Annotated in this window: 19 protein-coding genes; 9 read left to right on the top strand and 10 right to left on the bottom strand. The window is 44.1% G+C overall.

What is annotated here, in order from left to right; genetic code table 11:
- Positions 1–23 precede the first annotated feature (23 nt).
- The 5 genes from BFP72_RS08595 to BFP72_RS08615 are packed head-to-tail and all read right to left on the bottom strand — an operon-like array spanning position 24 to position 7,658.
- Positions 24–1,412 (bottom strand): DUF4302 domain-containing protein, encoded by a 1,389-nt coding sequence (locus tag BFP72_RS08595; RefSeq protein ID WP_099598748.1) that lies wholly within the window; start codon positions 1,410–1,412, stop codon positions 24–26.
- 3 nt (positions 1,413–1,415) lie between these two features.
- Positions 1,416–2,288: a substrate import-associated zinc metallohydrolase lipoprotein gene (locus tag BFP72_RS08600; RefSeq protein WP_158233347.1), complete on the bottom strand. Its 873-nt coding sequence runs from the start codon at positions 2,286–2,288 to the stop codon at positions 1,416–1,418.
- A gap of 2 nt (positions 2,289–2,290) precedes the next feature.
- Positions 2,291–3,784: a RagB/SusD family nutrient uptake outer membrane protein gene (locus BFP72_RS08605; protein WP_099598750.1), complete on the bottom strand. Its 1,494-nt coding sequence runs from the start codon at positions 3,782–3,784 to the stop codon at positions 2,291–2,293.
- Complete coding sequence (locus BFP72_RS08610) at positions 3,785–7,066, bottom strand: SusC/RagA family TonB-linked outer membrane protein (RefSeq protein WP_099598751.1); 3,282 nt, start codon at positions 7,064–7,066, stop codon at positions 3,785–3,787. It abuts the gene before it with no gap.
- Between the two features lie 55 nt (positions 7,067–7,121).
- Positions 7,122–7,658, bottom strand: a complete 537-nt coding sequence (locus tag BFP72_RS08615) for a hypothetical protein (RefSeq protein WP_099598752.1) — start codon at positions 7,656–7,658, stop codon at positions 7,122–7,124.
- A 166-nt stretch (positions 7,659–7,824) separates the two neighbouring features.
- Here BFP72_RS08615 and BFP72_RS08620 point away from each other — a divergent pair, with 166 nt between their 5' ends.
- The gene (locus BFP72_RS08620) at positions 7,825–8,526 is read left to right on the top strand and encodes an META domain-containing protein (protein ID WP_099598753.1); all 702 of its coding nucleotides are present in this window, start codon (positions 7,825–7,827) and stop codon (positions 8,524–8,526) included.
- Positions 8,527–8,780: 254 nt separating this feature from the next.
- Positions 8,781–10,280, top strand: a complete 1,500-nt coding sequence (locus BFP72_RS08625; RefSeq protein ID WP_158233349.1) for a S41 family peptidase — start codon at positions 8,781–8,783, stop codon at positions 10,278–10,280.
- Positions 10,281–10,295: 15 nt separating this feature from the next.
- Here BFP72_RS08625 and BFP72_RS08630 read toward each other — a convergent pair whose 3' ends face one another.
- Positions 10,296–11,570 (bottom strand): MATE family efflux transporter, encoded by a 1,275-nt coding sequence (locus tag BFP72_RS08630; protein ID WP_099600731.1) that lies wholly within the window; start codon positions 11,568–11,570, stop codon positions 10,296–10,298.
- A 463-nt stretch (positions 11,571–12,033) separates the two neighbouring features.
- Complete coding sequence (locus BFP72_RS08635) at positions 12,034–12,699, bottom strand: class I SAM-dependent methyltransferase (protein ID WP_099598755.1); 666 nt, start codon at positions 12,697–12,699, stop codon at positions 12,034–12,036.
- A 171-nt stretch (positions 12,700–12,870) separates the two neighbouring features.
- On the opposite strand from BFP72_RS08635, the gene BFP72_RS08640 reads away from it, so the two are divergent.
- The 4 genes from BFP72_RS08640 (at position 12,871) to BFP72_RS08655 (ending at position 17,649) form a co-directional block, all read left to right on the top strand.
- Entirely contained in the window at positions 12,871–13,377 is a 507-nt protein-coding gene (locus tag BFP72_RS08640) for a TlpA disulfide reductase family protein (RefSeq protein WP_099598756.1), read from the top strand.
- Positions 13,378–13,465: 88 nt separating this feature from the next.
- Positions 13,466–14,887: a DUF6029 family protein gene (locus BFP72_RS08645; protein ID WP_143519997.1), complete on the top strand. Its 1,422-nt coding sequence runs from the start codon at positions 13,466–13,468 to the stop codon at positions 14,885–14,887.
- Positions 14,888–14,898: 11 nt separating this feature from the next.
- Positions 14,899–15,678, top strand: coding sequence for a redoxin domain-containing protein (locus BFP72_RS08650; RefSeq protein WP_099598758.1), 780 nt, complete (start codon positions 14,899–14,901; stop codon positions 15,676–15,678).
- A 432-nt stretch (positions 15,679–16,110) separates the two neighbouring features.
- The gene (locus BFP72_RS08655; protein WP_099598759.1) at positions 16,111–17,649 is read left to right on the top strand and encodes a GAF domain-containing protein; all 1,539 of its coding nucleotides are present in this window, start codon (positions 16,111–16,113) and stop codon (positions 17,647–17,649) included.
- Positions 17,650–17,715: 66 nt separating this feature from the next.
- Here BFP72_RS08655 and BFP72_RS08660 read toward each other — a convergent pair whose 3' ends face one another.
- The 3 genes from BFP72_RS08660 to BFP72_RS08670 form a co-directional block, all read right to left on the bottom strand.
- Positions 17,716–18,834, bottom strand: coding sequence for a sensor histidine kinase KdpD (locus BFP72_RS08660; RefSeq protein WP_255397178.1), 1,119 nt, complete (start codon positions 18,832–18,834; stop codon positions 17,716–17,718).
- Positions 18,835–19,146: 312 nt separating this feature from the next.
- Positions 19,147–19,854 carry a hypothetical protein gene (locus tag BFP72_RS08665; protein WP_143519998.1) on the bottom strand — a complete coding sequence of 236 codons (708 nt, stop codon included), beginning with the start codon at positions 19,852–19,854 and terminating at the stop codon, positions 19,147–19,149.
- A gap of 19 nt (positions 19,855–19,873) precedes the next feature.
- A complete protein-coding gene (locus BFP72_RS08670; protein WP_099598762.1) occupies positions 19,874–21,097 on the bottom strand; it encodes an oxygenase MpaB family protein in 1,224 nt (407 codons plus the stop codon).
- Positions 21,098–21,302: 205 nt separating this feature from the next.
- On the opposite strand from BFP72_RS08670, the gene BFP72_RS08675 reads away from it, so the two are divergent.
- The 3 genes from BFP72_RS08675 to BFP72_RS08685 all read left to right on the top strand — a co-directional run bounded on the left by BFP72_RS08675 (position 21,303) and on the right by BFP72_RS08685 (position 24,320).
- Positions 21,303–23,078, top strand: a complete 1,776-nt coding sequence (locus BFP72_RS08675; protein WP_255397179.1) for a TrkH family potassium uptake protein — start codon at positions 21,303–21,305, stop codon at positions 23,076–23,078.
- Between the two features lie 13 nt (positions 23,079–23,091).
- Positions 23,092–23,781, top strand: coding sequence for a TrkA family potassium uptake protein (locus BFP72_RS08680; RefSeq protein WP_099598763.1), 690 nt, complete (start codon positions 23,092–23,094; stop codon positions 23,779–23,781).
- Positions 23,782–23,930: 149 nt separating this feature from the next.
- Positions 23,931–24,320 (top strand): hypothetical protein, encoded by a 390-nt coding sequence (locus BFP72_RS08685; protein WP_099598764.1) that lies wholly within the window; start codon positions 23,931–23,933, stop codon positions 24,318–24,320.
- Positions 24,321–24,618: the final 298 nt, after the last annotated feature.

The following is a 24,618-nucleotide window of genomic DNA, read 5'->3' on the forward strand; positions in this document are numbered from 1 at the left end:
ACCACCAGTAGGTTGATATATCCTTATGGCTGCACCAAGGCAAACTCATTGCCATTGCACGGGTTATACAACCTGAACACCACGAGATCTTCTACAATGGGCCAATTAGATATGTAGAGTTGCCCTGTGCCAAATATCTCGTCAGTGACATCTCGTAGATTTTGTTCGTCTTCGGCAGTCACCTCATCGGCATTGGTATAACTGAACTCTTCATTGAGCACTACTTCTAGATAGTTACCCAACACTGCCACGCTTTCAAACCCTCGCAAGTGTGTCTGACGTACGTCATTTTCATCCAGATAGCTAATCCCTACGGAGTAGTCAATCTCCATAGAATCGCGACCATAATTGAAAATAAAACCAGAAGCATCTGGATACAATTGCCCAATAATCTGATCATCGTCAGTCATCGAAAATCCCGTACTATCTGCCACGTAGAAAATATTGATCGAATAAGGCACGTCGCTTTGTGTCACAAAATCCAGCCCCGAAGATTCAAAAAGGGTGTGTCGTAGTTCTACAGCTCCTAATCCAGCAACACTCCCTGTATACACTGGTGCATCCTGTATCTCTGCACTACAATAGACCTCCCCTGTGTGATTGAGTGTATTCAATTCCACTTCTTGGATGCTATACTCCTTGCCTCCATGACCAAACGTAATCGGCTCCTCCAGTACCATACTCCCGCCGAAAAGCGTAAACGAATGCTCTTGATTTATTGCTACCCAACTCGTAATTGCCCGACTATCCAACCCAGGTGCCGCTCCATCGACCGTCAGCACACGCTTGGTCAAGTCTATCGACCAGTAGACCGATAAGTCATCTCCCATCAAGTACAACTGCTGCATCGTCTGTGTACCTAGGGGTTGAGAGTACAATTCAAACATATCAAGATTGGCTGCTTCCTCGCGCGAAAATCCCTGTTCAGCGTTTGCAGGTGCCGGTACCAAAACTATACTGGTTTTATTGACTGCATCCGTCTTGCTGTACAAGATGAGATTCTCCCCGTCTTCTTCTAAGTAGAAAAATTCAAACTCTGCTCCAAATGTCGATTGATCTTGTTCAAAGAGATAGTGAAAGACAGCGTAGGTTTCGAATGTCAATTGCACTGCCAACTGGACATCTACACGGTAAGGAATCGTTTGATCATACAACGTCCCCTCTTCGGAAGCTAAGTCAGACTGAATACGCACTTCTTCCTCGTCAAAATCCAAAAGAATATAATAAGCTCCCGAACCTGGCACAGGCTGATATTGCAACATCCATCCGTGCTCTGGCGCCATGAGTTTGTCCCGAAGTTCATCAATAGCAGATTGCCGACGTACATCAGCAGAGTCCAGTTTGCCTCCATCATCCGAGCCACAGCCCCATAGCAGCAACAACCAAATCGATATGTATGCTAGTTTTTTCATCCTTTATAATCTCGACTGCAATTCTGCCCGCAAGTCATCCAAATCCACCCCTGTCACTTTGAGGTAATGGTCTTTGATGGCTGTCAACTTTTCCAATATCCATTCACGTCCTTGATTTCTGCTTTCGCAATCTGCGAGCACACAATTCTCTTCCATCTGAATGTAGGTCTCAAAAAAATTGGCATCAAAAACATAGAACGCTACAATCTCTGCAAAATCCTCGTTGACCGAGCTAGTCCCATAGGGAGAAACAAACCCACGTTGCAAGGCTTCCTCTTCGGTCACGTTAAACCATGAGCCTGCGCTTGAATAACCTGTCGGGGTGATTTTTTCAAAGCCCGTCGGCAACTTAAACTCTTGGTGCACAATATGTGCAAACTCATGGTAGGTCACTTGCAATTGCAGCTTGAGCCACTCCGGATCTGCCAAGTCATAGCCATTGACGTTGGTGTAGGTAATACGGGCCCCTGCATCCGCTGTACCCAAAGTCACGGTTCCGTCGTTGTTGTATATCAAACCACCCAAAAAAATCAGTTCGGCAGGTACATAACGCCTAAAAAAAATCTCGCCATTCTCTATGGCCAAATAGGGCTCAATCCAATAGTACTCAACAAAATCCAACATTGGACGCACCAACTCTAGCTTCGGTGGTGTTACGTTTTGATTCGGATCCACATAGTTGTCGACATACTTGTAGCGCACAGCCATGTTATATTCTTCCGTGAATTGCTCATCGATGTATATGTCCAAGGCAGATACAGGTACATCTTCCTCTTTGACTGACTCGTTGAGCTCCTCTTCCTTGAGGCACGAACTGAGCAACACCACTCCTAAGAAACAAAAGCAGTAACTCCACCAGGTGATATTTCTTTTCATTCTCATCGTGGATTATCTTCTAAACCTCCTACATCTTGTGCAGACTGGGGGATCTGCAGTACTTTGCGATCATCGTCAGCAGACAGGGTCGCCACCTGTCCAGAATCACCATAGGCATGCTGGACCGTCATACTATAGCGCTTGATGTCAAACCATCGCATGCCCAGTCCGACAAATTCCTTGCGTCGCTCCAGCAGCATGTAATTCAACAGAATGTCTTGATCCGTAAAACTCGGTTCGTTTTCTGCGCCATAGAATTGCCGCAGCAAATCCAAAGTCAACGTCACATCTGCAACCCCAGTATACCTGCGATCAGTCAAGATCTGCAAATCCGCCAAAGCAGCGTCCAATTTTCCATTGTAAATATTGGCTTCAATCCGATTGAACAATACTTCTTCCCCCTTGAACATCACCCCTATATGGTAAGGGGTCCCTGTGTTAGAGTTCAAACTACTTCTCTCAAATAAACTTTCATAACGCACTGGAAACAAAGCATTTTGTCCCTTCACAAAAGCAGGATTTTCACGTTCGTCTGTCGCTCCAAAAGGATTAGATGCATAGAGACTCCCGTAAAAATTGGACTCAATACCAAAGGCATAGTCGTTGCGCTGCATCAACGAAATTTTACGCATCAGCAGTAGGTTTGCCGACTCATCTGGAGAGGAATACAACTGCGGGTACCCTGTGATCGACGACTTGGAAGCACTGTACTCGTCCGAAGTAAAATCCCTCACATAAGCTTCTGGCGAACTCCCTAGCAATTCATTGCTATACTGCAAGCAGCGTATCATATCTCCCTTGTACAAGTAATATCGACTGGCAAAAGCCAAAGCAGCGTTGCGATTGAAATGGTATTTTCCTGAATTGTTGAAAAACGACTCATCGAGCTTTTCCAAGCCTTCTAACAAATCATCTTCTACTTCCTTGTACACGCGAGAAACGGACACCCTGGAGTATTCTGCCAAAAATGTTGTCTCTGGTGTCTTGACATAAGGTATCCCTTCATCTGAAGATGCCGAACTCCCATTGTAATGTTGCCCAAATAGATTGACCAACATAAAATGACCATACGCTCTCGTCAGCAGTGCTTCTGCTTCCACTGCATCACGCTTGGCTTCATCTTCTTCTGACTCCATGGGCAAGTCATCCAACACAGCCAACACCTCGTTGGCATGAGCAATAGCCTTGTAAGTCTCATACCAGTAAAAGTCCGGTGTATCTTGCTCGTCCTGACCTGCTGTCACATCTTCCCACGCATACATCTGCTCGTGCGCAGGGCGTATGACTGTCCCTATCGTATAGGTAAAATCATCTGTCATCCAATCTGTAAACGCTGGACTAGCCACCGAGTACGCATTGGTCAACAATTGAGCCGCTTTATCCAAATCATTGAGTTCGACACGATTGTCTGGATTTTCATCCAAAAAATCATTGCAGCCTAACGTCACTAACCCCAGTAGAACCATCCAACCATATCTCTTCATCGTCTTCTCCATCTACAATCCTACGTTTAATGAAAAAGTAACCATTTTGGGCTGAGGCAAGGCCACCCCTCCACTACTAAAAAACTCAGGATCTTGTCCATTGAGTTTCGAATCAGAGTACAGCAAGGCCAAGTTCTGTCCTTCGATGCTGACACTGGCATTTCTCAATTTCACCTTCTCAATCCACGGTTGAGGGATGCGATAGGACAACCTCACACTCTTCAACCGCACATAATCACCGTTGACCACCCGTACGTCACTCTGATTGTACAGCGAATAGGCCTGCACATCTGATCCAACCTGCACTTGGGCGTAGGTCAAAATCGTCGGTACATTGGTCACATTCTCATCTCCTGGTGTCACCCAGCGATCTTTAAGTTCTCCTGGCAAGGCGACAAAGTCGTTGTAAGAAGCCCTAAACCCATCATTGAGACGGATTTTATAGTCAAACTTGTAGGTCACCAATATACCTAGACTGAGACCTTTGTAAGTGAAAGTATTTGAGAATCCTCCCCCACCTCTCGGCTCACTCGGACCCTCGTACTGCAAAATGTTTGTCAAATTGTCTCGTTCCTGTAGATCGATCTCTGTGACAATCTCGTCATTCTCTCCGTAGAAGGTCGGTACTCCACTAGAAGATAACCCAGCAAATCTAGCCGAAAACAATCCCCGTCGAGGGCCTCCGAGTACTGCAGCACCATTCTGATCCAATGCATCTGCCAACCGAGGGCCATAGTCCATATTGGTGATGCGATCACGCGTATAGCCAATATTGAAGTTAGTACTCCAAATGAAATTATTGTAGTCTACATTTACGGTATTGAGCGTAAACTCAATACCATTGGACTCCATATCCGCAAAGTTGCCAAACTTGAGAGACTCTCCTCCTATCCCACTAGTGAGCACTTGCCCTATCAGATCAAACGACTCCCTATGAAAATAATCTGCAGACATAGAAACCCGATGATTCCAAAGACCCATATCCATTCCTATGTTGAACTCATGCAATTTTTCCCAGGTCAAATCCTCATTGGTCAAATCCGCTATGTACAAGTACGGTTCGACATCTGTCGGTCGAATTGTGACGTCCGATTGCAGATTGAGGATGGCGCTAGCATCTGGAGGAAGATTCCCTGACAAGCCATACGTTGCTCTAAATTTGAGCTCACTCAAAAAATCCATCCCTTGCATGAATCCCTCTTGATCTACGTTCCAAGCACCACTCACATTCCATGTAGGCAAATAACGTGACGACTGGCTCTTCCCCAGCTGATTGGACCCATCATATCTCACCGTAAAATTAGCGACATACTTGCCTTTGTATGAATACCCACCATTGAGAAATGCCCCCACAAATCGATCATGAGATTCGTCTAAGGTATTCATGTCTATGTTTTGGAGGTTAAAGAACTCCACAATATTGGGATCTGTCACGACCACTCCTCCACTCTCATAAATGATCCCCATGGCTGTCGAACTGCGTTCCACTCGATCAGAATACCTCACTTCTGCTCCAGTCAGGACGTTGATATTGTGATCGAGACCAATCTTCTTGGACCAGTTGGCACTGAATCGTCCAAAAAAGCTCAGTAAATCACTCTGATCAAGATAGTTGAACCCTCCCTGCGGCAACACAACTACTGGATTCAGGCCGGGGTTGTCAGGATCACGGTAGAGCAAATTGTTGGCATCCTGAAAAAACTGCGTCCCATCTGCACGGTATGCTTCGGCTTGGTTGGACCGCTCATGTACCGTATGATCTCGTGTCGTATTGGCATAGCGGAGTTGCACCACGCCATTGACCGAAAGGTTGTCCAAAGGCTTATAGTCAAAATTGGCTTGGGTAGACACATCAATCACATTGATGTCCATATAATTGTACTTGAGTTCTTCGAGTATATTGAATGGGGCATAATTTCTTCGAAAATACTCCAAATCACCATTCTCATCGTGAGGTCTCATGGACCGGCTTGTGTTCAGTGCAAAACTCAACGGGTTGATATCAAAGTCACGACTATAGGTACCCGTAATCGGGTCAAACTCGCGATTTCTCGTCCCAGGTGCGTGCTGATCTCTGTAACTCCCAGTGAATTTGAACCCAATATTCAATTTTGGCGTGACATAGTAATTGTTGCGAGCGGTTGCGGTGAGTCGATTGACATTGTCGGCAATTGTCTGCCCTTGATCATTGAGATAACTCAGCGAATAGTAACTGGTCGACTTATCTGTCCCAGTCGTAAAACTCAAAGAGTGCTGCTGTTGCAACCCAAAATCATTGAAGAGTTCATCAAACCAATCTGTGTTTGCATTCTCATACTGATTCAAAAAGCTTTCGTTGAGTCCTCCTCCATCACCCCAGGGGATTTTCTTTTGATTGATGAGCACATACATCTTGCCCATTGCACCATAGCTCTGAGCTTTGGCTGCCGTAGTGATATCTATTAGTCCTTTGTTTTGCATCTCTCGATACACAGACATTTCCTCGGCAGAATTGAGCAAATTAAACTGACTATAGGTCGGACGAATCTTCACTGAAAAATTACCCGAATAATTTACTTTCAGAGCTCCTTCTTGTCCCTTTTTGGTAGTGATCACTACCACTCCATTGGCTGCACGAGCCCCATATATCGCTGTAGCTGAGGCGTCTTTGAGTATCTGATAAGATTGAATATCGTTGGGGTTGATATTGGCTATCGACGAACTAATCAGCGTGTTGGCGTTACCAGAAATAAAATCATCGGTGCTCACCTCGGATAAGTCCTCGAGAATGACGCCATCTACCACATAGAGAGGCTGGTTGTTGCCATTGATTGATGAATTGCCACGAATTCGAATTTTGGGAGAAGTACCAAAAGTCCCCGAAACATTGTCTACAGTCACGCCGGCAACACGTCCCTCGAGCATTCGACTCGCATCTGAAACTCCAGTCATTTTGATATCGGACATCTCCACGCGTGCAGCAGCTCCAGTAAAGAGCTTACGATCCACAACCTGAAATCCATTGACAACTACTTCGTCGAGCACCTCCGAATCTTCGAGCATCTTGATCACAAGTGTCGCATTGCTCGCCACAAACTGCTGAGTCTGCATCCCAAGCATACGCACGACAATGACATCTCCCTCCTCAGCCCGAAAGCGGAAGTTACCCTCCAAATCTGATATGGCTCCAATGGAAGAGTTTTGCACTTGAACAGACACGCCCAAAAGTGGCTGCCCCTTCTCATCCAGTACTTGACCTTGAACTGTCACTGGAGTCTGTGCAAAAGAAAACATGCTGCTCAATAAAAACAGCATGAACCCAACATACTTTAAAATCAACCTATCCCCCTTCAATCACTCAACAGTTATACTATTCCTTATCGAAATACAAAGTCACATCCAAAGTAATCTGAACACCGTATTCATCCACAATCGCTTGGTATTCAGCTTGTGTAGTAATGGTATCCAATGCTGCATCCAACTCTGCGTCAGATATAGAACTAAAGGTAGCCGTTGTTTTGAGAATCATATCTCGTTCGGTGATGGGCTCCACCACATCGAAATCTGTATCCAAACCAATTGCATCATCTGGGTCCAAGATCAACTCATCCTCCGTCAGTTCATAGGCTCCTTCATCTTCTACATCACCGCCATTGGTCAAGACAATTCCGTCTAGCTCTCTTTCAAAAGTCAAATCTTCGAAAAATCTAATCGCATATTCCGTCTCACCGTACAGTGTAGAGGATTCGCCTTCATTGTACTGATAGCCAGCTGGGGCGTTGGTATATTCTACATCATCAAGTACCCATGCCCCAATAATTGGGTCTGGCTCCTTTTCTTCTTCACTACACGACACCAATACAGCAATCACTCCAAGCAGTAAAAATTTATTCCATTGATTTTTCATAAACGAACAAGTAAATATTTCTAATGTGACCCAATCATGACTCGCTAAAATTCCATCGCAGTTTCTCCTCTACAATCATTCGAATTATATAGCTTTATCGTCTTGTAAAATATATCCAAAAGCTACTTATTCAAATATTTTTTCAATTTTTAAACGGAAAAACTCTATGAACGGCAGGATTAGCTCCATCATCATGACTTTAGTTTATCTATGCAGCTGTACAGCACTTCGCAACGAAAACAACGAAAGTTTTGAATACAGAACTGATTTGATATGGGTCAATAGCTACAAAATTCCTTGCGCCAGTGTAGGCAAAAGCGATTGCTTCTTGACACAAGTCTCCGAGATGAACACTCCTTCAGAACAATGGAGACCGTTTTACAATGATATCAATAATTTTGACTTCACACCCGGCTACCTTTACTTGCTCAAAGTCCGAATAGACTTCAAAGACTCCATAGCAGCTAACGGAAATTTCTACAAATACACCCTCATGGAGGAAGTCTCTAAATCCAAAGATTACAGCCTCTGGCTGGACCAAAAATGGCGTTTTGTAACCATCGATAGCGACAACATCGCCATGAATCAAGAGGAAGATATTCCCACCCTACAATTCAACTCTACTGACTATGTCATATCTGGCACCACAGGCTGCAATAACTTTAGCGGCACCTTCAGACCTACCTATATCAATAAAATCAAAATAGGGCCAGTAGTCGCTACACGAAAGATGTGTCCCGATATGGCGCATGATAACGCCATACTTAGCAACTTTCCCGAAGTATCAGAATATAGCATCCATGGTGACACGCTGCGTTTGCGCAACTCCAATGGCAAAAGCCTCATGACCTTGCTCCCGATAAAATAATCTACATAGCACCTCTCCAAAAGCTACTGATCAACGCAAACAGAGGTGATCACATGGTCATAAATAAGTTCACTTACTTCATCAATCCATATCGATCCTCGGCACCTGTTCATTGAAAAAAACAACTCGTTGGTTGTAAAGATTGGAGCAGCGAAAAAAAAGAGCATATTTTTGACCCAAACAGGATAAAAATACCGTAGACAAATCCAATGATTGCAACAAACACAAAGACGAATACCACTCTCCCTTTTTTATTGTTTTTATGTATTACGCTTCTCTGTTCTTGTAGAGACGATGATGCTCTCAGTGGAGGATCAGATTTTGAATTGGAAGACGGCACTCGATTTGAAATGACGCTAGACTCCATTTTCCTCTATGCAGAACAAATTTATTATTGGAACGAAGATTTGCCTAGTTATGAAGAGTTTGATCCGCGCAGCTATGGAACCGAAACAGAAGACTTGAGTAATCTTGAAAATGAAATATTTGCACTGACACAGTATGCAATCAACCCCAACACGGGTCAATCCTATGAATTCGTATCAGACAACGCCTCGTATCCAAAGTATTCTTTTGTAGAAGAATCCTCTACCACTGCCAACCTCGCTGCACTAGCCGTCAACTACCTCAATGGCACAGATGACGACTATGGCTTCAGACTCACCTCTGTAGAGGCTGATGACATACGTGTACGCTATGTGACCACTGGCTCTACTGCCTATCAGGCAGGGCTCAGACGTGGAGACCAATTGCTCCAAATAGATGGCCAGGAAGTACGTGCGGACTCTTACGCCGATATTGAACTTATCAATGGATCCTTCGATGAAAATGCATTTGCTCTCATGGTAAGAAAACCCAATGGAGATTCCTTGAGTGCTACACTATACAAATCCAACTATGCCATCAACCCGGTATTCAAAGACACGGTACTTCAAACCACAACAGGTGCGATGGGCTACTTGGCCTACAACATGTTTTCGTCACTTAGCAATTCTCAGAATGTACTTGACGAGGCTTTTGAAACATTTGCAAATGCCAATGTAAACTCCGTAATCTTGGATCTACGCTACAACGGTGGAGGATACCTCGAGTCGGCCGATTACCTCATCAACAACCTCATCTCCTCAAGCTATGATGGACGCCCCATGTATACAGAACTATACAATGATTTGATGCAATCTGGCCAAGCAACCATCCTCGAAAATCAACTCTTGAAGAACACAGACGGAGAGCTCATCGAGTACAGGGGCCGTTATGCAAACTACAACGACATTGATTATTCCGAGGACAACAACAGTTATGATTTTGACAAAACGGGCCCAATCGAAAGCATCGAAAACGTATATGTAATCATCAGTGCTGCGACAGCATCTGCCAGCGAACTCGTGATCAATGTACTCAAGCCCTATCTCAACGTGACATTGATCGGATCATCTTCCTACGGCAAACCCGTTGGTTTTTTTGGAATAGATGTCGACGAATACACATTCTACATGCCTAACTTCGAAACGCTCAATGCCAACGGAGAAGGAAGCTACTTCGATGGGTTCCAACCAGACTATGAAGTAACAGATGATGTCACTCATGATTTTGGTGACAGTGAAGAATCCTGTATTGCGACGGCTATAGCGCTACAAACGGGATCAAACACTCCTATCGCTCGCCAACACCAGAATTATATTGAACTCAACCACTTGACCCCTAATCACGGATTCAAAGGAATGATCGAAACGAGAACTACACTTGCCCAATAGAGCCAAAAGAAATCACTAGCCCTTTTTCCATTCGCCAGTCTTGTAGTAAATCCACGCTACGACTGCTGCTAGCAAGTTGGATACAGGGAAAGCCCACCATATCCCTTCGTAGCTCAAATCTGTCTTGTGGGACAATATAAAGGCCACTGGAAACCGAACAATCCACAAAGTAAAAACCGAAATCAACATGGATACTTTGGTCAGACCTACGCCATTGTACACACCATTGAGTACTTGCTGTACAGCGAGACACCCAAAACTTGGCGCCATGATCTTGATAAACACCGCTCCATCACGTATCACCTCAGGGTCATTGGGGATAAAAAAGGCTGTAAGTGGCTCGGCAAACAAGAACAACAATACACCTACAATCGTCAAGCCTACTCCAGCGATCAATGCACTGAGATTACCCACCCGCTCAGCACGATCAACCTTACCTGCTCCAAAATTTTGCCCCACCAAGCTTGTCGTAGCAATAGAAAACCCCAGGGCGGGAACAATCACAAGACTAAGGATACGTGCGCCTACACCGTAAGCTGCCACGATACTGTTGCCATAACTGGTCACTAGCATCACCATCACAGTCATCCCCGCGGCACGGCTCGACTGATCCAAGCTGGACGGAATCCCCATCCCAAAAAGCCTTTTGGTCCATGCCAAATCAAATTTCATTTGAGAAAAATGAATGGTAATACCCCATCTGCCACGAAACAAAATCAATAGCCCAATAACTGCCGACAACCCTTGAGTAGCTATGCTTGCAATCGCCGCTCCTGCCACCCCATAAGCAGGAATAGGTCCATAACCAAAGATGAATAAGGGGTCCAATAAGAGGTTGAGCAAAACTGTGCCTAGTACGATGTACATGGGCATAATTACCTCCCCAATGCCTCGCATCAATGATTGAAACACAAAGAACATAAACAGGAAAATAAACCCCCACGAGGAAACTTGAAAATAGGTCACCGAGTCCTCAAACACCTCTGGCCCTGCACCCACCAGGTGCATCAACGGCCCTGCCAAATGATACCCCACGATAGCCAGTACAATAGAGATAAGAAAAATCACCATCACGGTCTGAGACGAACTATAGTTAACCATACGTTGGTCTCCCGCCCCTTTGTACTGAGACACGATCACTGTACCAGCCAGAGTCAGCCCTCCTCCCAGTGACAACACCAAAAATAAGATAGGAAAACTCAAACTAACACTTGCGACGGCATTGGCTCCCAACCTCCCCAACCAAAATGTATCAATCATCTGATACATCGTCTGGAGTATATTGGCCATGATAATAGGAAAAGATAAGCGCATCAATGATTTGAGAATGCTACCTTCGGTGTGTTTGTTGTTGTTTTGCACGCGCTAAAAATACAGCCCTCACCCGTGATCCCCCAACAATACAGTATTAAATTGCTGCAATCCGAGCGAGCTCTCTCTCCACCGCCTATGTCAAGTCCCCACCGTACCCAGTCAGCCCCTGCCAATCATCTCTGTTTGCGTGGGAATTTCTCTTTCGATGCTTTTTGGTGATTACTTCTGTTTTGGGTGAATTGAGGATAGCTCTTGTCAAAAAACCCCAAAGATATGGAATCAGCCAATTCAAAATGGAATTCCATACTTTCTGACGAGGACTAAGCACACCGCTGCATAAAATTCTGAACTGTGTAAGTGTGGCTAGCACCAAATGTGGAATGAGCAACCCAATAATGAAAATCTCAAATCTATCCATCACGGGTTATCTATATCCTGTTTACTCATTCTCCTTGACCATGATCGCCACAGAAAACGGCCGTACGACCCGTTCCCCTCCCTTACTTTTGACCTCTTCGGTGTGATCCACGAGTGCTTGCAATCGCAAATCAGATGTATGCACCAAGGCACGAAAGTCTTGATGATCATAGAGTCTAAACTTGCTCTTGACAAATGGGAGCGTCTTCATAAACTCCTTTTGGGCGAAAGCCAACACAAGCAAGCCCCCTGGCTTCATCACTCTGCTAATATTTGATAGCAATTGTACAGGTTCGTTCCAAAAATAAAGCGTGTTCACAGATATGACTTTATCGAAAGTCTGTGAGTCAAAAGGTATTGTATTGCCATCGTACAAGTGAAACTCAGCCCTTTGCTCCCCTTGATGTATTCGTTGAGCTTCTATTTGCATCGTTGGGGAGATTTCCAACCCGTGATATCTGACGCCTTGTCCCTGAGACAACAACATTGACAAATGTGCTCCATTGCCATGCCCAAGTTCTAGTATTACTTCATCATCTACTACACCAAGCGCTTCTATTGCAGAAGCGATCATTCCCTCATTTGTTACGTTCATATTGAGTGCCATTTCTACACCTTCATCTCCCGTCGGGCAATGTAGTTGACGCTCGATTGCCAATAACTGCTCCTTGCTCAATTCTTGTTTCATCTGTTTGGTGGTCTTACTCTTCTATAGAGCTAATATAGCCTTGATTAAGATATCATGACAAACTATTTCTTGAAGCCATTTCGTTTTCCATGAACTATTCTGAATTTTGTTTTGTTGTAGAACCATGCTTCTCTAAGTAGATGTATGTATATTCATCAAAAACGCTAATCAATGACTAAACTACACCTCCATTTGGCACTCTGTCTGAGTCCATTATTCTTGTTGCTCAGCCCGTCTCTTCAAGCCCAATCCAGTTTTCAGATATCGCTCAAAGAAATCAATGGGGACTACATGACAATCAATGACTTGAAAGGCACTCAACTCACCGTAGTGGACTTTTGGGCTACTTGGTGCAAGCCCTGTGTCAAATCTATCCCTAAACTCGTCGAACTCTCTCACCAGTACGAAGGCAATGAAGTGGCTTTCGTTGGCATCAACGTCGACAGTCCTCGAAACACCTCCAAAGTACGACCATTTGCCAAATCTAGGCAGATTGACTACCCAGTACTTCTTGATTCTGATCAAGAACTATTCAGCGAATTGCTCGTATCCGTCCTCCCTACGTTATTCATTCTTGATTCGGAAGGAAAAGTACTCTACACCCATGAAGGGTACTCCACAGGGGATGAGAAGGTATTCAAAGCTAAAATTCAAGAATTCCTGCATAGCAATGAATAGACTTCTACTTCTATTTGCTCTTTGTGCTTATTTAGGGTTTACCCCTAGGACAGCGCAAGGGCAAGGTCATATACGTGGATCCAATCTCATGGAATACCAACTCGGCAACATCCCTGAGCAAAAGCCAGCTTATCAAAGTTCACTCTATGACATGCTTGATCTATCCTATCGGTACAAGTCGTTTGGGTTGGACACGCGCATAGAACAATATTACCCGTCGTTTGGGGAGGACATCAGCTATACACGTGTGAGCCAATTCAAGTTTTCTTACCGGTCTGACATACTAGACGTAGAACTAGGCAATGTGTACGCTTCATTTGGCCGAGGGCTATTGATGCGAACATATGAGATTCCTGGATCAATCTGGGAGACACGTGGGTACCGCGTACGCTATGGTTTTTACAAGGATCTATTGGGAGGGGCAGTCAAGCTGAAATACAAAAATGCTGAACTCAAACTCATCCGAGGTGAAGTACTCGACGTGACCTTACCTCCGACGATTGCAGATGATGTCAACCGACGGCCAGACCTGATCGAAGGAGTACAAGCTAGCTATCGTATGGGGCAGCAAAATTTGGGCCTGATCTACATGAGACACCATACCGAAAGTCAAAGCAATCCTGATGCTGATCCAGCCAAATATCTATCAATATACTATGATGGCATGGTGCTAGACAAAGTATCGATCTATGGTGAAATGGCAAAAAAAGTCGGTGATGGAACGGATATGACCGACTTCTCAGAATCCTCAGCCTATGCAGGGTATCTAGGTATCAACTTCTATTTGGGAAATTTTGGTGTAAGCCTAGAGTATAAAAACTACCACAACTTCTCTCTCGGCACAGGAATCAACGACCCTCCTACGCTCGTCAAGGAGCAATCATACCGCCTGCTCAACAGAAGCACCCACATCCCCATACTGACAGACGAAAGTGGCTATCAACTAGAGATCTACTACACCCAAGAGAATGGTAACATCTGGACCTTCAATACCTCAAGGGCTGAAAATCAGATTTCCCCAGACGATGAACCGGTTTTCCAAGAGTACTTTGGAGAGTATCAATTCAGCGTAGGAGACCAACTCTCCTCCAAAATCTTTGTAGATTATGCGATTGACCCATTTGACAATGAAGATCACCGCTATGCAGCAGGTACTAACTTGGATTTGGCACACGAAAAGATGGCATCTACCTTGGAGTTTGAGTGGCAATATATCGAACGACTCAACGATCAATTTTCCAACCTCTATCTAGCCTATACTCTGGCTAAACCTTCGAAATACAGTGCTTCCCTCCTCATCGAGTGGACGGCAGACCCCATACAACTTGCCAGTGATTCGGATCCATTCAACTACTACCCGGCCTTCGTTGGCAGCTATCGTCCCAACGCCAAAAACATCCTCACATTGTTTGCAGGAAAACGGCGCGGAGGACCAGCATGCAACTCTGGCGTCTGCTACAACGTCCTTGATTTTGAAGGAATAGAACTACGATTGAATACACGTTTTTAAACCACATCACTATGAAAAACTTCTTACTCATATTCGCTATCATTTTAGGATTGCACCCCTTGCATGCGCAAAATGTGGGCGACAAAGCCCCTGACTTCAGTTATGATATATATGGTGGAGGGACTTTCAACCTCTCCCATCACCAAGGCAAAGTTGTCTTTGTCTTCGTCTTTGGTAGTGGGTGCCCGCACTGCAATTCAAACGGATCCAACACTGAATCTGGGATCTACCAAAAATACAAAGACCACCCCAAGTTTGCAGCGGTGGGAGTAGATACCTGGGATGGAAACAACAGCGCCATGCAGGTTTTCCAAAAGAACACAGGCATCACCTACCCTCTTTGCTTGAATGCCAGTGACATGGAATCCAAATACAACACTACTTATGATCGCATACTGGTAATAGATACCCTCGGCATCCTACGGTACAAATCCACAGCCAATGCCACGAGCAGTGTCGTCCAAGAAGCCAGTGATGTCATCAGTTCCTACCTCAAAAGTGAGAATGACGGAGATCCAATTACCTCCACCTCTCTCCCTTCAAACGGACTACAGCTCTACCCTATCCCAAGCTCCAATCAATTGACACTTGCTAGCGAACAGCTCATGTCAATGAATGCCACAGTACGAGTACTTGACCTCACAGGGCGTCAATACGCAGCGTATCACGTTCGCCAAAATACCCAAGGAAAACAACAAGTATCTTTAGTAAACCTGCCAAAGGGAGTCAACATCCTAGAAGTTACCTATGACGACCAGACCACAGTACGAAGACGCTTTGTCAAAAACTAAGTGACACTAACGATGAACAAACGGTGAATCACCAGTCGTCCACGTACTTCCAACTGCACGAAATAAAATTCAGCCGCTAAGGGTTACACTCGCAAGTACTCATCCTCTCTAGCATGCGCTGGTGGCGCATGCTAGAGAGGATTATTTTCTTTATTGTATTAAGAGGTCAAGAAAAAACCTACAACCAAATCTACGCTTCAATGAGAGCCTATGGACTAGAATCACTTATACAGTAGTACTTCTCTCGTGGCAACAAACCAGTTTCCATGAAAATGAGCTTGAACAATAATCGACTAAAAACAGCTCAATATTTGGATAAATTGTCCGACGCGCCCCATATTCACATCTTATTTACCGTTGTAAATAAAAGCCTCATTTTTTACCCACAGGTTTCATGAATAATTTACAATTAAGTTTAGATTAGCAAGATCAATGAGTAAAATCGGCTTTTACAATACGGACTATAAAATTCAATCCAAAAGGATTTATCGTGCCGTGTTGTTTGGAAACTTAGCCGTTGCGGCAGCACTGTTGGTCACCGAATGGTTTGTTGATCTAAAAGTCGCCCCACTTTGGTTGTATTTGACCTATTTCGTGGTAAGTCTAGGGGTCACACTAGAGAGCTTCACCAACTACGAATCAAAATTAAGCCGATTTCTTCTGCCCTTGATCATACTTGGCATGATCGAGTATGCCTTTTTTGTCCAACCGGACTCTTTCAAAACCATGGTCTTTTGGTTGCCGTTTATCCCTACAGTAGCACTAATCACTCAGGGATTACGCGCTTCTCAATTGTGGGCACTTTTCGTAGTGTTCGTATACATGATCAACTCCTATTATGTAAAAATCACATTGGGAGAAAATTACACACTGATTGTCTTTCGCCAACCCACGTTTATTGCAGGTATTATCTTTATGGTTGCCCTTCTTGCTTGTTTGTATTTGCTGTATGGTCTACTCGGCAGTGCATACCAACAATCCATGGATCGCAATGCAGAATTGACCGCATTGAAAAACAACGCTGAACGCAAACAAAGTATTCTCCACGAATACAATGCAGCGATGATCAACCTCACTCGAAATGATCAGGCTCAGGAGTTGTCGCAACTGATCGAAAACATCGGTCGTATCATTAGTGTCGTGCTAAATGTCAACCGAATCAGCATTTGGATGTTCAATGAGGACCGAAGCAAATTGACCAAACAATACTTGCTAGACGATGGTGTAGTATCCACCGAACCTACCACTCTCACCCAACAAGACTACCCTCGATACTTTGAGGCATTGGAAACCAAACCATTCATCATGGCTCCCATCGCCAGTACCCATCCCGATACGATGGAATTTCAACAAGACTACCTGACCCCATTTGATATTCGGTCCATGCTGGATTGTCCGATCCTCAAGGACAACGTACGAATGGGTGTCATCTGCTGCGAAAACAAAAAATATGTAAGAAACTGGAGTACCGAAGAGGCGCTAACAGTACAATCCATGGCGGATTACATCGCCTCCCACTTCAAAAATGAAAAAATCAAAGATTTGATGGATCAATTGCAGCTGCAAAACAACGAACTGCTAGAACAAGGGGAAGAAATCGCACACATGAATCAAGAACTTCACGCATTGAACCAAAAATTGATAGAGAACAACGGTTCTTTGGAATCTACCGTAGCAGAGCGAACCAAAGAACTACAAAATCAAAACAAACAACTCAAAGAGTATGCTTTTGTCAACTCCCACATGCTGCGTGCTCCTATCTCCAACATTCTTGGTTTGGTCAATTTATTAGAAAACAAACAAAGTAATACCGACAACAAGGATATCACTATTGCACTCTCACAATCTGCCAAAAACCTCGATAAAATTGCTAGAAAAATCAGCTCAACACTCGAAGATGGGAGTACACTCACTCGAAAGGACATTGATTATTTAATCAACAAACAATTCCACTCGAAAGAAAACAAATAACACTATATAGTGCATCTGTATCAGGTACTCCCCTACGTCATACATTTCACTCTCAGACTGCGAGTGCTACCGATGTGCTCGGATAGCGACGGCAAATGTAGCCCCACCACCAGGAGTAGACTCATACCATACCTCCCCGTGTAGGAGTTCGACATAGCGCTTGACCAAAGACAACCCTAAACCTGCAGAACTCTCCCCACCCGTAGGCCGAGCACTTAGTTTTGAAAATTTCAAAAACAACTTGGCTTCTTCTTCTTTTTTGATGCCTTGGCCTTGATCGATTATTCGAACAACCACTGCCTCTTCTACTTTTTCCGTTCTGATCACCACTTTGGTTCCCTCCTTCGAAAACTTGATGGCGTTGGAAAGTAGGTTCTCAAAAATCAATGAGATATAAATCTTGTCCGCTTCAATCTCACAATACCCTGCCCGATTATCGTATTCTATTTTGATCTGCTTACTTCGAGCCGTCTCATGCATGAGGTTGACCATATCCTGTAGAGCTGACGTGATGTCAAACTTTTCCAAATTCATATTCAAGTCACCCAAGCCAGACTTCTCCATTTCCAATACTTTGTTGATCAAATTTTGGGCATTCTCCGCTGAGATATCTATCATACCCACAAACTTGGCCTTTTGTTCTTGGTCAGAAGTACCCAAAATAATCTTGGACAAACTAGAAATATTGTACAAAGGGTTTTTGAGATCATGAGCCATGATACGTATGATATATTCCTTTTCATCGATCAACTTCTGCATTTCACCAGACTGCTTCTCGATAGTTTTCTTTTGAGCATTGAGCACCTCATTCTTTTTCTCCAATATATCCAAAGCCTTGGCTTGAATCGACTCAAAGACAAAGGCAATGAAAAGAATCATCGGCAAGAGTCCCGGAATCACCGACACATACCATTGCACTCTCAAAGAAGTATCATACTCTTCGGGCAATTCTATGCCTTCGAGTGCCAAGTATCCAAAAATATTCATTCCCAAAAACGACACAACTCCCCAAAATATCCCTGCTTGTCGATTGACTACCAAAAGAGCGAGAACTGGAATGGAGATAATCCAGGGATAGATGGCCGACCATACTCCCCCCGAAAATGCCACCAATAAAATAATGGCAAAAGCTCCCACAAACACATACAGATTCCCAACAAAAGAGATTGGGATCTTAGTCTTCATTAAAAATGGAATCAATAAAAAACTGATGATATTAAAGAGCATCAAATAAATGCCCTTATCGTAGGAAAACACAAAACTCATGGCCAAATAGCTTGTAGAAAACAAGCTCGTCAACCAACACGCACGAATCAAAAGTCGTGCACGCCGTAGTAAATTTGTGTCGCTAAAAAGTTCAGGATGGATGAAGAAGTCAATGGCCGCTCCTATCGTCATTAGTATGTTTTCATTTATCAACTCGAATATATTCAATATATTCTACCCATACCTCAAATGTAGTACTTTTTAAAGATTGGCCACTCGGACATTTCTCAGTCATCCATGCGCCACTGTGTAGGCTAGTACCGCACTGATGAATATCCAGAGCCCTTCTCCCAATCCCATATACAGGGTTTTTCGCAAAGAATGGTATTCTGAAAAACTCACAATCAAGGGAAGAGACAGTGAAATCAAAGCTTCGCAAAGAATCACATAAATGGGTGCATTGAAAATCATGGCTGTATTGTCATTGTACCACCACCATCCGGCCTCACTCGCGAGATGCTCGTACAACGGGATATACATACCGCCTGCAATACAAAGAATGACTGATGCCCATAATAAATTGTACTTTTTCATTAATAGCACACCAATAAAACTCAATTGAAGCAGCACATTGGACCATGCAAAAGGCATGTATGCAGGAGAACTCCAGATCATCCACTCCCCCTCAGGGTATACCAAACTATGTATCGTATCCACCAAATAATGGTCTGTGATCAACTCAAGCAGTCCTGCCACTGTTCCAAATATCATCAAACGTTGCATCAACGGGTTCTTGCGAATCAAAGCATACATCCAATAAAAAAGGTATAGGCCATAAGTGATAATACTGGCAGAAATGGGGCCAGCATCTAATACCGAACTACCTATTGACCATAGGATAAGAAGAAAAGCTGAAGACAATACAACAATAGTAGTTGGGCGATCAAGCCCTGGAAAATGATCGTTTTTCATCGCAAATTTAGAGTTAGGTGATGTCATGGTGTTATTTTTAATGGCTTCAGGCTTCATTATGAGAGACAAGGTTCCAATTTTTTTTCAGACTCGGAGGGATAAAAAAGTGCACCTTCTTCCCATCATTGTAGTGTTTGATGATTCCCTCAAGCAATACTCTATTGAATGGAGAGGATATCTTCTGAATCACGTCCCAATGTGCTATCTCACTCAGATGCCCCACCACAAACTTGGCCATTGACAGCACCAAACGATCCTTGAGATCATGTTGATTGGAGACACCGATACACTCACCGAGATCAACACCAGAAGCTTTCGAAAAATCTTGCAAAAAATACTCCATCAAGTAAGCAGGTACCTCGTCAAATGCACTCCCAGGAACCATATGGTTGAGAAATTGAATACAGGAATCGTTGAGAGCCTTGCCTGCTACAGATGGTGCTGCTTGATGCTTAAGTATCTTAGTCGCCAATCCGAATCCTTCTTCATAGGTATCTGGTAGCAGCGGTTCTTGTATCCCCATCAGATACCCGACGACTTTCCATACATGCATGTAGGCGCGACTTTGCTCATCAGTCAGTTCTACCTTGAGATGCTTCAACCCTGATAGGATCACTGGTCCAAACGACATCAACGTACCTGCAAGATCTTCTTGATTGATGGGTTCTCCATACACCTCCGTCTTCCAAGTCAAATCGCCTGTACGCTTTTTGAGAAAATAACGAATCGAAGCGTGTATCAGTCGCACCTTTTGGATGGTCACTAGGCCCTTCCCATTGGGCTGCAGTCCGCCAGGAGCCAAGACATTGACGACCATCTGAGCCGTCTCCATCAGTCTACGCGCCAAAGGATCTACTTTGCCATTGTGACTCAGCAAGCGCCCCGTATCATAGAGCACCTGCGCCCCGTGAGCACAAGTATAGCAGAGGGGAAGTGAGCTGACATTGAGCAACATGAAAATCTCTGGACCGAAAAGAGCAAACAACTCCTCTCCTTTCAGGATTTGACGCGAATCAGCCCATTCGGGCAAATGTCCACTGTGCTCAAAATAATGCGTGAGTGTATCTGCCAGTCCCCCCTCCAAAGCATTGAACGTATCCTGATCAAAGCTGTCATTTTGAACCAAAGTCGCAAAAACCTGATTGATCTGCGCTTCATACCCCAAATCTATGATTTTACGAACGGTATCATCTGCCAAGGGGTCCGTCTGTAGTCGAAATTGTTCTAAATCAGCCTCTGTCAACAGAGTTAAATCAAATGATGTATGCATGTGGTATTCTTCCTTTTTCTCAACCCGTGAAGATAATCTCGAAACCCCTTACCAAACAAGTTTAAAATTACGTTTGAGAAAAATCCTCTCCCTAGCCCCCAGAGAGCAATGGTAGATTCTCTGCTAGCCCACATCATTTTAGTCCTAGTTCTTTCAGTATTGCGGTTTTTAATGGATATTTAATTTCATTTTTCAAAACACAAGATTGAGACCTGCAAACCAGAAATTCGTATCTTCTAAAATCCGAATCATCGGTATACTCAAGCGATTACCTTTTATTCTAAATTTGATAGCTGTTGCCCTTTTGGTTTTCGATTTTGGCTTTGACCAATCCTCTACCATAGCCAAGGAGCTACTGTGGGTTTATACCGTGTCACTCATCATCACCTTGGCATCTATGTCCCGGCGCTACTTTTCAAAGCTCGACTGCCCACCTCAAAAAGTATGGCTCTTCGATGCGATACTGGGAGCATTCATCTCCTTGATTCTACTCAACTTCCTCTTTGGTCACCGCATGCTAGGTTTGGATACTGTAGAGTGGTTTGTGTTGTCAGTGTTGTTTGCGTTGATCCGAGAGTTCTCTGCTCTCAAAATCGACTTTCAGATTCAGTATTTCAATCCCGCGCAGCTCTTTATCTTCAGTTTTATAATCATTGTCCTACTTGGCATGTGCATGCTCATGCTCCCCAATGCCACCTACGATGGCATCTCAGTCATAGACGCCTTGTTCACTTCCACCAGTGCCGTCTGTGTCACAGGATTGATCGTTGTAGATACTGGCAGCTACTTTACACATTTTGGCCAATGGATCATTATTGGGCTCATCCAAATCGGTGGGCTAGGTATCATGACCTTCACCAGTTACTTCAGCTATTTCTTTCGAGGGAGCTCCAGCTACGAGACACAACTCCTACTCCGAGACATGACCAACTCTGAAAAAATCGCAGAAGTATTCGACACACTCAAAAAAATCATACTCATCACTATCATCATCGAATCGATAGGGGCTGTATTGATTTATATAAGTTTGGATAGCAAAATCATTCCTGGGTTCTCAGATCAAGTTTTCTTCTCCATTTTTCACTCAATCTCTGCTTTTTGCAACGCTGGGTTCTCCACACTAGCTGACAGTCTGTATGATGTCAACTATCGGTACAACTACTCCATGCACTTTTACATCGCCATGCTCTTCATCTTAGGCGGAATTGGCTTCCCTATTATTTTCAACCTCTTCAAATACATCAAACATACCATCCTGCATCGCCTCATGCAGCTAGGAGACAAAGAAAAAATCATCTACAGCCCGTGGATGATCAACGTCAATACACGGATTGTGATCGTGACTACTGCCTTGTTGATTTTCATTGGCACCTTGTTTTTCTTTGTCTTTGAATACGACAACACTCTAGCCAATCACCAAGGCATGGGCAAACTCGTTACCGCTTTTTTTGGAGCTGTCACGCCTCGTACGGCAGGCTTCAATACCGTAGACATGTCAGCCATGCATTTCTCCACCATTCTCTTCACGTTTATGCTGATGTGGATCGGGGCATCACCAGGCTCTACCGGTGGAGGCATCAAGACCAGTACGATCGCCATCGCTACACTCAATTACTTGAGCATTGCCAAAGGCAAAAATCGCATCGAGGTATTTCACCGTGAAGTAGCCGAAATCACTGTCCGAAGGGCTTTTGCGCTGATGTCGCTATCCTTAGTCGTCATTGTCATATCCATCATATTGATGGCCTGGTTTGACGAGGACCAACATTTATTACCTCTAGGGTTCGAGTGTTTCTCAGCATACAGCACTGTCGGACTGAGCCTTGGCATCACCGCTAGCCTCTCTACAGCAAGCAAGTTTGTCCTGATCGCCACGATGTTTGTCGGTCGCGTCAGCATGCTCACAATTTTGATTGCCTTGTTGAGAAAAATGAAGCATCTCAACTATCGCTACCCAACCGAAGAAATTTTAATCAATTAATCCACAAAACAAAATGAAGTACGTAATCATAGGACTCGGAGTGTTTGGCTCATCACTGGCCGAAAAACTGACCCAATCTGGCAATGAGGTGATCGGAGTGGACAATGTCATGAACAAAGTAGATGCATTGCGTGAGACCATCACTCACACCATATGTCTTGATAGCACCGACCCGCAAGCCGTGACCAACCTCCCCCTGGCAGACACGGATGTAGTCATCGTATGTATCGGCGAAAACGAAGGAGCCAACATCATGACTACTGCATTGATGAAGAAGCTAAAAGTCAAACGACTGATTAGCCGAGCTGTATCGATGTTGCATGAAACCGTACTAGAAGCCATGGGAGTTGACGAAATCGTACACCCCGAAGAAGAAACTGCCAATCGTTGGTCACGCAAACTCAACATCACTGGAGTCGTGGATTCGTTTCAGCTATCAGGCGACTACAACATCATCGAGGCAAATGTCCCTACCAAATATATCGGCAAAAGTTTGCAAGAACTGGGGCTGCAAGAAAAATACGATGTAGTAGTCATGACTACTATGACAGTCAAGCAAGAAGATACCGAACTGGGCACCCCACGAAAGACTGGCAAAATCTCTAAAGTCGCCAATGCAAACACAGTACTACACAAGCACGATATACTGGTACTCTATGGCTATATCAATGACATCCGCAAACTCCTCGACAATGGTGAGTAGCCCTCCCACTGTACATCTCCCAAAACACCCATAAAAGCATCAGTGTACAACTCCTCTGATACAAAAGTCACTCCCATTTCATGAGATTTAGACACTTTCCTAAATGCAGATATCTTCTTTCGAATTAATTTTCACTACTTTTACCCCTCATGAGATTCATCATTGGCATATCACTCACTACGATTTTCATCATTCAGGGCCTTGTTCCCAACATGGACATCTGCTGTGAATTGGAAAAATTGCCTACACTCATGCAACACTACGAAGAGCATAAAGCCTACGATGGTGATTCCTTCATAGAATTTCTAGTAGAAGACTATTTGAGTGACGAGGAAGAAGGACATCATGACGATTCTCAAGACAGTGAATTACCCTTTCATGGGCAACATCAATGTCCACACGCTCCTTTGTTTTGTACCGTCGAGCAGTACTTTGCACTGACACAAGTAGATGCTTTAGAAATCTCCCAATATAGCATGTACTCCTTTTCGATGGTATCTGCTTATGCCGAGGCTCCCTTCCAACCTCCCAAAGTCTAATATACAGGACAGGCACTCTGATTGCAGATAGATCCATGAGACGGATCAATCACAATCATTTGCACAACACTATTTCCTCAAACATGACTCATGGCTTTCTTGATCAGATTCAAAAAGCACACCACCCTCCATTTCCTTTCGTAAGGATCAGCGAATGGTGCGGTATCTGAGATCACAATAGATCTTCCATGAGATACATCGAAAGAAAAACACCGTGCCCTGTCGCACTTCAATGAGCGGATTCATGCCGTGTCCTCCATTTCAAATTCAGATCGGTGGCTATCACCATAAAATGAAG

The sequence above is a fragment of the Reichenbachiella sp. 5M10 genome (genome assembly GCF_002742335.1).
GTDB lineage: Bacteria > Bacteroidota > Bacteroidia > Cytophagales > Cyclobacteriaceae > Reichenbachiella.

Bases quoted from the DNA above. Each gene is read 5' to 3' on its own strand.
- BFP72_RS08595 (WP_099598748.1), bottom strand. From the start codon at position 1,412: ATGAAAAAACTAGCATACATATCGATTTGGTTGTTGCTGCTATGGGGC.
- BFP72_RS08600 (WP_158233347.1), bottom strand. From the start codon at position 2,288: ATGAAAAGAAATATCACCTGGTGGAGTTACTGCTTTTGTTTCTTAGGA.
- BFP72_RS08605 (WP_099598750.1), bottom strand. From the start codon at position 3,784: ATGGAGAAGACGATGAAGAGATATGGTTGGATGGTTCTACTGGGGTTA.
- BFP72_RS08610 (WP_099598751.1), bottom strand. From the start codon at position 7,066: ATGCTGTTTTTATTGAGCAGCATGTTTTCTTTTGCACAGACTCCAGTG.
- BFP72_RS08615 (WP_099598752.1), bottom strand. From the start codon at position 7,658: ATGAAAAATCAATGGAATAAATTTTTACTGCTTGGAGTGATTGCTGTA.
- BFP72_RS08620 (WP_099598753.1), top strand. From the start codon at position 7,825: ATGAACGGCAGGATTAGCTCCATCATCATGACTTTAGTTTATCTATGC.
- BFP72_RS08630 (WP_099600731.1), bottom strand. From the start codon at position 11,570: ATGGCCAATATACTCCAGACGATGTATCAGATGATTGATACATTTTGG.
- BFP72_RS08635 (WP_099598755.1), bottom strand. From the start codon at position 12,699: ATGAAACAAGAATTGAGCAAGGAGCAGTTATTGGCAATCGAGCGTCAA.
- BFP72_RS08640 (WP_099598756.1), top strand. From the start codon at position 12,871: ATGACTAAACTACACCTCCATTTGGCACTCTGTCTGAGTCCATTATTC.
- BFP72_RS08645 (WP_143519997.1), top strand. From the start codon at position 13,466: ATGGAATACCAACTCGGCAACATCCCTGAGCAAAAGCCAGCTTATCAA.
- BFP72_RS08650 (WP_099598758.1), top strand. From the start codon at position 14,899: ATGAAAAACTTCTTACTCATATTCGCTATCATTTTAGGATTGCACCCC.
- BFP72_RS08655 (WP_099598759.1), top strand. From the start codon at position 16,111: ATGAGTAAAATCGGCTTTTACAATACGGACTATAAAATTCAATCCAAA.
- BFP72_RS08660 (WP_255397178.1), bottom strand. From the start codon at position 18,834: ATGAAGACTAAGATCCCAATCTCTTTTGTTGGGAATCTGTATGTGTTT.
- BFP72_RS08665 (WP_143519998.1), bottom strand. From the start codon at position 19,854: ATGACATCACCTAACTCTAAATTTGCGATGAAAAACGATCATTTTCCA.
- BFP72_RS08670 (WP_099598762.1), bottom strand. From the start codon at position 21,097: ATGCATACATCATTTGATTTAACTCTGTTGACAGAGGCTGATTTAGAA.
- BFP72_RS08680 (WP_099598763.1), top strand. From the start codon at position 23,092: ATGAAGTACGTAATCATAGGACTCGGAGTGTTTGGCTCATCACTGGCC.
- BFP72_RS08685 (WP_099598764.1), top strand. From the start codon at position 23,931: ATGAGATTCATCATTGGCATATCACTCACTACGATTTTCATCATTCAG.